At 70.4% G+C, this 12,066-nt stretch carries 9 protein-coding genes; 3 read left to right on the forward strand and 6 right to left on the reverse strand.

Annotation, left to right across the window (positions count from 1 at the left end; genetic code table 11):
* Window positions 1-29 precede the first annotated feature (29 nt).
* Entirely contained in the window at window positions 30-2,627 is a 2,598-nt protein-coding gene (locus OHO83_RS25950) for a bifunctional FO biosynthesis protein CofGH (RefSeq protein WP_266671547.1), read from the forward strand.
* Window positions 2,628-2,682: 55 nt separating this feature from the next.
* Here OHO83_RS25950 and OHO83_RS25955 read toward each other — a convergent pair whose 3' ends face one another.
* Both OHO83_RS25955 and OHO83_RS25960 read right to left on the reverse strand, forming a co-directional pair.
* The gene (locus tag OHO83_RS25955) at window positions 2,683-4,113 is read right to left on the reverse strand and encodes an FG-GAP-like repeat-containing protein (protein ID WP_266671545.1); all 1,431 of its coding nucleotides are present in this window, start codon (window positions 4,111-4,113) and stop codon (window positions 2,683-2,685) included.
* 184 nt (window positions 4,114-4,297) lie between these two features.
* Window positions 4,298-5,368, reverse strand: coding sequence for a tyrosine-protein phosphatase (locus tag OHO83_RS25960; RefSeq protein WP_330279790.1), 1,071 nt, complete (start codon window positions 5,366-5,368; stop codon window positions 4,298-4,300).
* Window positions 5,369-5,640: 272 nt separating this feature from the next.
* Here OHO83_RS25960 and OHO83_RS25965 point away from each other — a divergent pair, with 272 nt between their 5' ends.
* Window positions 5,641-6,780: an ADP-ribosylglycohydrolase family protein gene (locus tag OHO83_RS25965; protein ID WP_266671542.1), complete on the forward strand. Its 1,140-nt coding sequence runs from the start codon at window positions 5,641-5,643 to the stop codon at window positions 6,778-6,780.
* Between the two features lie 59 nt (window positions 6,781-6,839).
* Here the strand turns inward: OHO83_RS25965 and OHO83_RS25970 are convergent, their stop codons facing one another.
* Both OHO83_RS25970 and OHO83_RS25975 read right to left on the reverse strand, forming a co-directional pair.
* Window positions 6,840-8,426: a sodium:solute symporter family protein gene (locus tag OHO83_RS25970; protein ID WP_266671540.1), complete on the reverse strand. Its 1,587-nt coding sequence runs from the start codon at window positions 8,424-8,426 to the stop codon at window positions 6,840-6,842.
* 207 nt (window positions 8,427-8,633) lie between these two features.
* Window positions 8,634-9,416 carry an SDR family oxidoreductase gene (locus tag OHO83_RS25975; RefSeq protein WP_266671538.1) on the reverse strand — a complete coding sequence of 261 codons (783 nt, stop codon included), beginning with the start codon at window positions 9,414-9,416 and terminating at the stop codon, window positions 8,634-8,636.
* Between the two features lie 81 nt (window positions 9,417-9,497).
* Between OHO83_RS25975 and OHO83_RS25980 the strand changes: the two genes are divergently transcribed.
* A complete protein-coding gene (locus tag OHO83_RS25980) occupies window positions 9,498-10,340 on the forward strand; it encodes a hypothetical protein (protein ID WP_266671536.1) in 843 nt (280 codons plus the stop codon).
* 146 nt (window positions 10,341-10,486) lie between these two features.
* Here the strand turns inward: OHO83_RS25980 and OHO83_RS25985 are convergent, their stop codons facing one another.
* A complete protein-coding gene (locus OHO83_RS25985) occupies window positions 10,487-10,696 on the reverse strand; it encodes a DUF397 domain-containing protein (protein ID WP_266671534.1) in 210 nt (69 codons plus the stop codon).
* A gap of 255 nt (window positions 10,697-10,951) precedes the next feature.
* The gene (locus OHO83_RS25990) at window positions 10,952-11,821 is read right to left on the reverse strand and encodes a helix-turn-helix domain-containing protein (protein ID WP_266671533.1); all 870 of its coding nucleotides are present in this window, start codon (window positions 11,819-11,821) and stop codon (window positions 10,952-10,954) included.
* Between the last annotated feature and the right edge of the window lie 245 nt (window positions 11,822-12,066).

A 12,066-nucleotide genomic window follows, 5' to 3' on the forward strand; every position in this document is an offset into this window, starting at 1 on the left:
CGCCGGTGGGCGCTCGTATCCTCGGGAGCATGACTGATCCGGAGCCTGTACGACCCACCGCCAACGCGATGCGCCGCGCGTTGAAGCGGTCCCGCGACGGCGTCGCCCTCGACACGGCCGAGGCGGCGGTCCTGCTCCAGGCCCGCGGGGACGACCTGCGGGACCTGGCGGCGTCCGCCGCGCGCGTGCGCGACGCGGGCCTGAAGGCCGCGGGCCGCCCGGGCGTCATCACGTACTCGAAGAAGGTCTTCATCCCGCTGACCCGGCTGTGCCGGGACAAATGCCACTACTGCACGTTCGTGACCGTCCCCGGCAAGCTGCGCCGGGACGGCCACGGGATGTACCTCTCGCCGGACGAGGTCCTCGACATCGCCCGCCGCGGCGCCGAGATGGGCTGCAAGGAGGCGCTGTTCACGCTCGGCGACCGGCCCGAGGACCGCTGGCCCGAGGCCCGCGAGTGGCTGGACGCGCACGGGTACGACGACACGCTCGCCTATGTGCGCGCCATGGCGATCCGGGTCCTGGAGGAGACGGGACTGCTCCCGCACCTCAACCCCGGCGTCATGACATGGACCGACCTCCAGCGCCTCAAGCCGGTCGCGCCGTCCATGGGCATGATGCTGGAGACGACGGCGACGCGCCTGTGGTCCGAGCCGGGCGGCCCGCACCACGGCTCGCCCGACAAGGAACCCGCCGTCCGGCTGCGGGTCCTGGAGGACGCGGGCCGGTCGAACGTCCCGTTCACCACCGGCGTCCTCATCGGCATCGGCGAGTCCTACGAGGAGCGCGCCGACTCCCTCTTCCAGCTGCGCCGCATCCAGCGCAGCTACCACGGCATCCAGGAAGTCATCGTCCAGAACTTCCGGGCCAAGCCGGACACGGCGATGCGCGGCATGCCGGACGCCGAGCTGGAGGAGCTCGCCGCGTGCATCGCGGTCGCCCGCCACATCCTCGGCCCCTCCGCCCGCATCCAGGCCCCGCCGAACCTGGTCGACGAGGAGTACGCGCTCCTGATCGGCGCCGGCATCGACGACTGGGGCGGGGTGTCGCCGCTGACCCCGGACCATGTGAACCCCGAGCGCCCCTGGCCGCACATCGACGAACTCGCCGCGAAGACGGGCGAGGCGGGCTTCGAGCTGCGTGAACGCCTGACGATCTACCCGGAGTTCATCGAGCGCGGCGAGCCGTGGCTCGACCCGCGTCTGCTGCCGCACGTACGGGCCCTCGCCTGCGCCGACACCGGTCTCGCCGACGAGGAAGCGCGCCCCACGGGCCTGCCCTGGCAGGAGCCCGACGAGGGGTTCACCGCCACCGGCCGCACGGACCTGCACCGCACCATCGACACGACGGGCCGCACGTCCGACCGGCGCGACGACTTCGACGACGTGTACGGCGACTGGGAGGCGCTGCGCGAGCAGGCCGCGCCCGGCATGGTCCCGCAGCGCATCGACGGCGACGTGCGCGCCGCGCTCGCGACGGCGGCCGACGACCCGACGAAGCTCACCGACGACGAAGCGCTCGCCCTGCTGCACGCGGACGGCCCGGCGCTCGACGCCCTCTGCCGCGTCGCGGACGACATCCGCAAGACGGTGAACGGCGACGACGTCACGTACATCGTCACGAGGAACATCAACTTCACGAACGTCTGCTACACCGGCTGCCGTTTCTGCGCCTTCGCGCAGCGCCGCACGGACGCGGACGCGTACACGCTCTCGCTCTCCCAGGTCGCCGACCGGGCCGAGCAGGCGTGGGACGTGGGCGCCGTCGAGGTGTGCATGCAGGGCGGCATCCACCCCGACCTGCCGGGCACGGCCTACTTCGACATCGCGAAGGCGGTGAAGGAGCGCGTCCCCGGCATGCACGTGCACGCGTTCTCCCCGATGGAGGTGGTGAACGGCGCGACGCGCACGGGCATGTCGATCCGGGACTGGCTCACGGCGGCGAAGGAGGCCGGCCTCGACTCCATCCCCGGCACGGCGGCCGAGATCCTCGACGACGAGGTCCGCTGGGTCCTCACCAAGGGCAAGCTGCCCACGGCGACGTGGATCGAGGTCATCAAGACGGCCCACGAGCTGGGCATCCGCTCGTCGTCGACGATGATGTACGGGCATGTGGACCAGCCCCGCCACTGGCTCGGCCACTTCCGCACGCTGGCCGGCATCCAGCGGGACGCCCTGTCCAAGAACGTGGGCGGCTTCACGGAGTTCGTGACGCTCCCGTTCATCCACACCAACGCGCCGGTCTACCTGGCGGGCATCGCGCGTCCGGGCCCGACGACCCGCGACAACAGGGCCGTCACCGCCATGGCGCGTGTCCTCCTGCATCCCTACATCCCGAACATCCAGACGAGCTGGGTGAAGCTGGGCACGGAGGGCGCCGCGGAGATGCTGCGCTCGGGGGCGAACGACCTGGGCGGCACGCTGATGGAGGAGACCATCTCCCGTATGGCGGGCTCCAGTTACGGCTCGTACCGCTCCATCAAGGATCTCGTCACGATCGCGGAGGAAGCGGGCCGGCCGGCGAAGCCGCGCACGACGCTGTACGGCGAGGTCCCGCCGGAGCGGCAGCACGCGGCGACGGCCTCGGACGGCCACCTGCCGGAACTGCTGCCGGTCCTGGGGGACTGAGCGGGATCACGCGCGAGGGGGTGGGTGAACCCATGGGCTCACCCACCCCCGTCCGTCAGTGCCCGATGAGGTCCTGCCCCAACTGGGCGTTCTTCTCGGGGACATGGACGGCGGCGGCGCCGAACGACGTGATGCCGCTCGTGGTCAGCCCGCCGGTGGCCCCGCGCAGCACCCAGGCGGCGCCGGAGTCGCTGTACGTGCCGTCCTCCAGGGGAGCGGTGGCCGTCAGGTCGGCCTTGCCGTCGCCGTTCAGGTCGGACAGGAGGACCTTCTGGCCGAAGCCGTCGCCCGTCTCCGAGGCGCCGGGCACCGCGGTCGTGGACTGGTTGAAGGCCTGCGAGCCCGTGCCGGACAGGCCGCCACGGCCGCCCTTGAGCAGGACGACGCTGCCGGCGTCCTTGATGTTGCCGATGGCCTCGCCGGGCACGCCGACGGCGATGTCCGCGTAGCCGTCGCCGTTCACGTCGCCGGCGGAGAGGTCGGTGCCGAACATGTCGCCGCTCTCGCCGACCCCGGGCACGCCGGCCGTGTCCTGCGTGATGGTCTTCGTGCGGGTCGTGGACGGCCCGTCCGCGGTCCCGTACATGACGAGGACGGTGCCCTTCTCGTACGGGATGTCCTCGTAGTTGTCGCCGATGTCGTGGACGACGAGGTCGCCGTACCCGTCGCCGTCGACGTCACCGACGGCACCGCGGAACGACGACGTCAGCGACTTCGCGGTGTGGCTGACACCGGACTTGCCGCCCTTCCAGAACTTGCTGGCGTACGCCGACTCCTCGAAGCCGTGGCTCGTCACGATGTCGTCGGCGCCGTCCCCGGTCATGTCGCCGACGACGATGTCGGAGGGCCCGAACGTCTGGCTGGTGGCGATGGAGTCCTGGCTCGCCGGCTTGCCGCTCGCGCGGTCGAAGGGGCCGTAGGAGACGGTCATCCCGGCGACGTCGTCGTCCGGGTCGTCGCTGCGCGGGTAGTCGTCGGTGACGAGGTCGCGGTGCCCGTCGCCGTTGAAGTCGCCGACGGCGAACATCCCGGTCGACGTGGGCAGGGCGACGCTGCCCTGGCCGCTCAGCCCGGCGGCCGAACCCCACAGCACGACGCTCGGCGCGCCGCCGAGACCGGCGACGACGAGGTCGGTGTACGAGTCCCCGTCGAGGTCACCGCTGGTGATGCGCTCACCGAAGTAGCCGCCCTCCTCGGCGGCCCCGGGTATCCCGGTGGTGGAGCGGGTCAGGACCTTGGCGTGCGCGATGTCCGGCCCGTTCTTCCCGCCGTAGACGACGGAGACGGCCCCGGCGTTCTCCTTCCCGGAGACGGTCGCGCCCGGCGCCCCGAGCACGAGGTCCTGGTACCCGTCGTGGTTGAAGTCGGTGGCGGGGACGCGAGGCGGAACGGGTGTGGCAGCGGCGGCGGTACCGGCGGCGGATACGAGGCCGAGCGGCACGGCGAGCGCGGTGACGGCGAGGGCTGTGACGAGAGTGCGGCGCACTGTTCCTCTCCTTCTTGGTGTCCTGTGGGGGTGTTCGTGGTTACGAGAAGAAAGACGGACCGTCGAAGAAAAACGTTGTACGCGCCCCGGAGTACGAACGTCCCAAGCCTGTAACAGGGCATGCGGAGGCCCTCGTTCAGGATGTGCGCCCCGAACGAGGGCCTTGAACACCGAAGGAAGACCGTCAGCCGACCAGCAGGTCCTCGCGCAGTTCGCGTACGTCGCGGTGGCTGAGTCCGAGGGCCTTGTCCAGGTAGCGGTCGAACGTGCCGTAGCGGCTCGCCACCTCCTGGAAGCCCGAGTTCAGGTACTCGGGGCGGACATCCAGCATCGGCTTGTACACGGCGGCCTGCGCGGGCGGCATCGCGGCGAGCGTCGCCGCGTTCTCCTTCGCGCGGTACGTGTTGCTGGCCAGGTAGTCGTCCGTCACCGCGTCACGCGGCACGCCGAGCGCGGTCAGGAGCGTGGCGTTCGCCCAGCCCGTGCGGTCCTTGCCGGCCGTGCAGTGGAACAGCGCGTTCGCGCCGTCGGCGTCCGCGATGCCGTGGAAGACCGTGGAGTAGGCCTGCTGCGCGGTCGGGGCGGAGACCATGGTCTTCTCCGCGTCCACCATCAGCTGCGCCGATGCCTCCGGCGACGCGGGCAGGCCGGACAGGCCCCCGAGGTCGCCGAGCACGTCCGCGACGACATAGCGGGAGCCGGCGGGCACGCGGTCGGGAGCGGAGGTGCGCTCCTGCTGTGTCCGCAGGTCGTAGTCCACGGAGATGCCGAGACGCTTCAGCTTCGCCAGGTCCCTTTCCGTGAGCTTGTCCAGGGACGCGGTGCGGTAGATCTCGCCCATCCGCACCCAGTGCCCGTCCGTGGTGCGGTAGCCGCCCGCGTCACGGAAGTTGACCGCGCCGTCGAGGCGTATCTCGCGGTCGGCCAGGCGCAGGCCCTGGCCCCGGTCGGGGACCAGGTCGAACCACTGGCGGTCGGCGGCGGGCAGACCGCGCACGGTGACCTTGCCGGACGAGCCGCCGGAGGCGACGGTGCGGCCGCCCGCGCGGACCGCCACGTGCCGGACACCGGGCGCCTTCCACTCGACCGTGTAGGAGGAGCCGTCCTCGGCCGCCGCCACGGTCGCCGCCGTGAACGGGATGCGCTGATGCGACGTGTGCCCGTGAGAGGCGGAGTGCGCGGCGGCGACGGGTGCGGAGAGGCCCACGAGGAGCGCGGCGGCCAGGGCGTACGAGGAGGCCCTGACACGAGTCATCTGCGTCATGGTGCGGATGTTCCGGGTGTCCGGCGATGAGTGAGCCAACGCACGGTGAACGGCGCACGTCGGACGGCCGTCGAGCGGCGGCGCACCGCAGGTCCCACGGCCGCGCCCCGGGACATCGTCCGGTTTGCGGAAGAAAAGCGGGTGAATTGGCCTCAAGGGCGACTTCGCCTGTGCCGCTTCGGCTCTCAACCGGGTACGCCCCGTCGATTACAGTGCTGCGCAGTCGTCGCACGCGTAACGAGACCCGGAGGGGAGAGCTCCCCGTGGCAGCCCCACTGACCCCCAAGCAGGGGGGACCCTCATCGGCCGTATGGGGCCGCGCCGAGCAGCAGGATTTCCGCAGCCGGGTCCGCGGCACGCTGATCGGGGCCGCGCTCGGCGACGCCCTCGGGGCGCCGCTGGCCGAGCTCTCCCTCGAAGAGGTGAGGGCCGCGCACGGTCCGCAGGGACTGACCGACCTCGCTCCCGCGTACGGGCGCCGCGGCGCCGTCACCGCCGCGACGCAGCAGGCGCTCTTCACGGTGGACGGCCTCATAAGGGCGCAGGTGCGGCGCGACACGGGCGCCTGGCATCCCCCGACCGACGTGCACCGCGCCTACCTCCGCTGGGCGGCGACCCAGCGTGACTGGGGCCCGGACGAGCGGCGCAAGGAGGACGGCTGGCTGGCCCGCGAGGAGTGGCTGTACTCGCGCCGCGGCCCGTCCCGCGACTGCCTCCTCGGACTCGGCAACGACGTCATGGGGACCCTGGACAAGCCGAAGAACGTGGCGGCCGCCGGGTCCGCGGCGGCGGCCCGCTCGGCCCCGTTCGGGCTGCTCGTCGGCTGGGAGCCGCAGCTCGTCTTCCAGCTGGCCGCCGAGTGCGCGGTCCAGACGCACGGCGCCCCCGCGGCCTACCTCGCCGCGGGTGCGTACGCGGTCGTCGTGCACGGACTCGCGCGCGGCGAGAGCCTGGACGGCGCCGTGCAGCGCGTCCTCGTCCTGCTGGCCGCGCGCCCGGGGCACCAGCCGGTCACGGACGCGCTCAAGCACGCGCTCGGCGCGGTCCGCCAGGGCATGCCGTCGGCCGCCCGCGTCGACGAACTGGTGGGTGACGGGCTCGCGGAGGGCGTGCTCGCCGTGGCGGTGTACTGCGCCCTCGTGGGCGAGGACATACGGCACGGACTGTGTCTCGCGGTGAACCACGGCGGCCCGTCCGAGGCGACCGGCGCGCTGTGCGGGGGTCTGCTCGGCGCGCTGCACGGGGAGACCGCGCTGCCGCCGGGCTGGGTGACCGAGCTGGAGGGCCGCCCCACGGTCCTGGAGCTCGCCGACGACTTCGCGATGGAGATGACGCAGGGGCCCGCCCTGCACAGCCCCGCGGCGTCCTCGCCGGGGTGGCTGGCCCGCTATCCGCGGGCGTGAACGCCGAAGCGCCGGACCGGCTGTGATCAGCCCGCCCGGCGCCCGGTGAGGAACGAGCCCTACGAGAGGCGTCCCGGCGGCTGCGTGCCGACGGTCCCGTCCTGCGGCTCCGCCGGCGCGGGAACCGCCGCCGCCCCGGTGGACCCGTCGTCGTCCGTGTTGATGCGCTCGATGAGGGCGTCCCGCTCCGGGGAGTCCTCCGGCTTGAGGTAACCGATGAGGATGTAGAGCACGAGCGAGACGGCCAGCGGGATCGACACCTGGTACTCGAGCGGCACCCCGCCCTCGACGTTCCAGCTGATCGGGTAGTTGACCAGCCAGAAGGCGAGCAGACCCATGGCCCAGCTGGTGAGCGCCGCCGTGGGACCGGACTTGCGGAAGGTGCGCAGCAGACCCAGCATCATCGGGATCGCGATCGGGCCCATCAGGCCCGCGACCCACTTGATGACGACGGTGATGATGTCCTTGAACGTGGGCGAGTTGACCTGTGTGGCCACCGCCATGGACAGACCGAGGAAGATCACCGTGGTGAGGCGGGCGGCCAGCAGCCCCTTGTTCCCGACCCACTGCTCCTTCGCCTTCTTCGAGACCGCGGGTGCCACGTCACGGGTGAAGACGGCGGCGATGGCGTTCGCGTCGGAGGAGCACATGGCCATCGTGTGCGAGAAGAAGCCGACGATGACCAGGCCCAACAGGCCGTGCGGCAGGAGCTGTTCGGTCATCAGGCCGTACGAGTCCGAACCGTCCGGCTTCTGTGCGTGCACCAGGAGCGGCGACACCCACATGGGGAAGAAGAGGACGACGGGCCAGACCAGCCACAGGACCGCCGAGAGGCGGGCCGAGCGCGTGGCCTCGCGGGCGGAGCCGGTGGCCATGTAGCGCTGGGCCTGGTTGAGCATGCCGCCGTTGTACTCGAAGAGCTTGATGAAGAGGAACGCCAGCAGGAACACCGTGCCGTACGGGCCGACGAGCGGCTTGCCGTGGCCCGCGAGCTCGGGCTCGTCCCAGACGCCGAAGATGCCGCCGAACGGGCCGAGCTTGGAGACGACGGCGACGAACATGGCGACACCGGCGATGAGCTGGATGATGAACTGCCCCAGCTCGGTGAGCGCGTCGGCCCACAGTCCGCCGATGGTGCAGTAGATCGCCGTGATGACGCCGGTGATCAGGATGCCCTGGTTGATGGAGATGCCGGTGAAGACGGACAACAGGGTGGCGATGGCGGCCCACTTGGCGGCCACGTCCACGATCTTCAGGAGCATGCCCGACCAGGCCAGCGCCTGTTGGGTCTTCAGGTTGTAGCGGTTCTTGAGGTATTCGAGTGGCGACGCCACGTGCAGCCGTGACCGCAGCCGGTTGATGCGCGGCGCGAACAGTTTCGAGCCGATGGCGATGCCGAGCGCGATCGGGAACGACCACGTGACGAACGACGTCACGCCGTACGTGTAGGCGATGCCGGCGTATCCGGTGAACATGACGGCGCTGTAGCCGGACATGTGGTGCGAGATGCCGGAAAGCCACCAGGGCATCTTGCCGCCGGCCGTGAAGAAGTCGGAGACGTCGTCCACACGTTTGTGGGACCAGACGCCGATCGCGACCATGATGCCGAAGTAGCCGATGAGCACGGCCCAGTCGAGACTGTTCATTGAGCCCCCTCCAGGGGTCTGGTCCTACTTATGAACGCCGTTCATGGTGTGGGGAGCCGAAGGGCCAGGACAACGGACCGGAGGGTCAAGGGACGGTAAAATCGTTCTACTTATTGACCTGCGTTCATGTCCATGAATCCGGATGGGGGCAAAAAGGACCGCACGGCGGTGGGTGCCGTGCGGTCGGATCCAGCCGGTGGTGCGGAACTACCGCATCAGCTCACCCGCGTTGACCAGAAGCGACTGGCCGGTGATGGCCCGAGCCCGGTCGGAGGCGAGGAACACGGCGGCGTCCGCCACGTCCCCGTCCGTGGCCAGCTCGGGCAGCGCCATCCGCTCGGTGAGGCGCCCCAGGACCTCGTCCTGCGACACGCCCTCGGTGTGCGCGGTGAACTGGACGTACGCCTCGACCGGCGGCCCCCACATCCAGCCGGGCAGCACGGTGTTGACCCGGATGCGGTGCGGGCCGAGCTCGCGGGCCATGGAGTACATGGCCGAGGTCAGCGCGCCCTTCGAGGCCGCGTACGCCGCCTGCCGGACCTGGGAGGGCGCGGCGACGGCCGACTGTGTGCCGATGACGACGACGGAGCCGCCCCGCTCCTTGAGCGCGGGCAGGCAGGCCCGGGTCATGCGCAGCGTACCCAGCAGGTTCACGTCGATGACCTGCTGCCACGTCGAGAAGTCCGCGTCCTCCAGGCCGCCGAAGTAGCTGTCCCAGGCGGCGACATGGATCACGGCGTCGACCCCGCCGAACCGCTCGCGCGCGAGCCCCGCGAGCGCCTCGCACCGGCTCTCGTCGGTGATGTCCGTCGCCGCGTACGCGGTGTGCGTACCGTCCGGGTCGATCTCGGCGGCCGACTTCGCGAGGTTCGCCTCCGTGCGCGCGCCCAGCACGGCGTTGCCGCCGTCGCGCACCACGGCCGCGGCGACCTGGTGGCCGAGCCCGGCCCCGACCCCCGACACGACCACTGTCTTTCCGTTCAGGAGCATCCGGTCGCCTCCCGGCTATGGCAGTTCTTCTGACGGGGCGTCAGAGTAGGCCCGTCCGGTGGAGGAAGGAAGGGGAGCGTCGTGAGCGAGGACACGAGGAGTGAGGTGTACGCGGAGCTGGCATCGGTCGGCCCGTACGGGGTGCGCCCCGGGCACGCCCTGATCACCATGGTCGAGCCGCATCCCGGCCACGAGTACGCGTACAACCGCTGGTACGAGGACGACCACTACTACGCCGGCGCGATGGCGATGCCCTGGATGAACTCGGGGCGCCGCTGGGTGGCCACGCGCGAACTTCAGCTCCTGCGCTACCCGGAGAAGTCGGCGGTCGCGCAGCCGGTCACCGCGGGCTGCTACATCTCCACGTACTGGATCACCGACGGCCGCTACGACGACCACATGAAGTGGACCGTCGGCATCAACAAGCGGCTCAACCGGGACGGGCGCGTCTATCAGGACCGCACGCACGTCTTCACCGCGTTCCAGGACCACGCGGCGACCGTGTACCGGGACGGGGCGGCCGGACCGCGCGACCACCACGCCCTCGACCACCCCTACCGGGGTCTGGTCGTGGAGGTCATCGACGCCGAAGGACCCGAGCGGCGCGAGGAGTTGCTGGAGTGGCTGCGCTCGCGGCACCTGCCGAAGCGGCTGGCCGGCTCACCGGCGGCGATGGTCACGGTCTTCCGCCCGACGCCGCTGCCGGGCGACCGCATGTCGTACGTGAAGCAGGTCGAGGGCGTCGACACCCGCCTCACCCTGCTGTGGTTCCTGGAGGCGGACCCGGCCCTCTGCTGGGAGGACCACTTCACGGGTCTGGACACGGCCGTTCACGAGTCGGGCCTCGGCCGCGTCGAGCTGGTGGCGCCGTTCATCCCGACGATCCCCGGCACGGACACGTACGTGGACCGGCTGCGCGGGTGATCCGGTGAAAAAGCCGAGCCCCCTCGGCCAGGACGGCGGGCCAGTCGAGAGGGCTCTTTCAGTACCGCAGTGGTGCTCTGTTGGTGCCGAAATGGTGCTGTGATGCTGAGTTGGTGCTGTGTTGCGATGGGGAGCTCTCCGATGCCTCAGGCGGCGTCGAAGGCGCCCCGGCTGACCTCGGTCACGAAGGAGTTCCATGAATCGGGGGCGAAGCCGATCGAGGGCCCCTCGGGGGCCTTCGAGTCCCGCACCGCGATCGCGGCCAGGAGGGGGGACTTGACCTCGACGCACGCGCCGTTGCCCGTCGAATAGGAGGACTTGGTCCAGGAATTCGTGCCGCCCTGCTGAATTGCCATTTTTTGCTCCGGTCTAGCCAGTGGTCGAATTGCTGTCACCGCTTCTGTGAAGCGGTTTGCGCCAACGTGGTACCTGATGGCGTGATCGACGCTACTCGCCAACATCGGTGCGCGAAGAGGCCATTCACTCGACCGGATGGCATATTCCAGTGGGGTCTTCCGCCCCGCCGCGGCGAAGGTGTACCGTGCGGCACTTTTCTCGCGCGGGGCGGATTCTGTCCCTCTGGAACACCTGGGGGCGGCCTCCGCGGTGCCCTAGAGGGCTTCCTGGAGCGCGTAATCCTGGGCGATCTTCGCGATGAACTGTCTGGATTGTTCCACATTCAGCGCCTGTGCCCGCAGATGCTCGTACATCACGCTGTACTTCTGTACATCGTTGGCCTTTTCCAGATAGAGATCACTGGTGACGCCCTCGATGTAGACGACACTCGAATCCGCGGCGTCCGGGAACTCCAGAATCGCGTACTGGCCGTTCAGGCCCGGGTGCGCGCCCATGTCGAACGGAATGACCTGCACGGTCACATGGGGCAGCTGCGACTGCTCGACCAGGTGCTCCAGCTGCTCGCGCATGACGGCCCGGCTGCCGACGACGCGGCGCAGCGCCGACTCGTCGAGCACGGTCCACAGCCGCAGCGGGTTGTCCGGGGCCGCGATGCGCTCCTGGCGGCGGACGCGGACCTGGACCCGCTTGTCGATGTCGGTCGGCGTGGTCTCCGGGAGCGCGCCCGTGATCAGCGTCTCCGCGTACGCCCGGGTCTGCAGCAGACCGGGCACGACCTGCGGATCGTAGACGCGCAGGCTCGCCGCGTCCGTCTCGAGTCCGATGTAGACGCTGTACGGGATGTCGCCGAAGGAGTGCCACCAGCCCTGCTGGCGGGAGTCCTTGGCCATCTGCATGAGGGAGTCGACGATGCGGTGGTCCTCGACCTCGTAGACCCCGCACAGGTCGCGGACGTCGCGCTGGCTGATGCTGCGCCGCCCGTTCTCGAGCCTGCTGATCTTCGACTGCGAGACCAGCAGCCGCTCGGCCACCTCTTCGGCCGTCATGCCTTTGAGCTCGCGGAGCCGGCGCAGCTCCTGGCCCAACCGGCGTCGCCTGACGGTGGGATTGACATTGGACGCCACGGGACGTGCACCTCCGGCTGCGTGCCTCTGTGATTCTTTGCGTATCTTGCGAATCTGCTGCTCAGCAGATTGCCACCCTGGGCTTCATACCGCTGGGAAACGGCGGATATGCGCAGCGGACACGACAGTTGGGCATGCGTGCGGACGTGTAGGGGGACGAGTGGTCGGCGTGGCCGGACATGCGGCCGCGCGGGGCGCCGGTCCGTGTCGTCGTCCCGACGTCCGGATCCGGCACCCCGCGCGGC

The sequence above is a fragment of the Streptomyces sp. NBC_00569 genome (assembly GCF_036345255.1).
Taxonomy (GTDB): Bacteria; Actinomycetota; Actinomycetes; order Streptomycetales; family Streptomycetaceae; genus Streptomyces.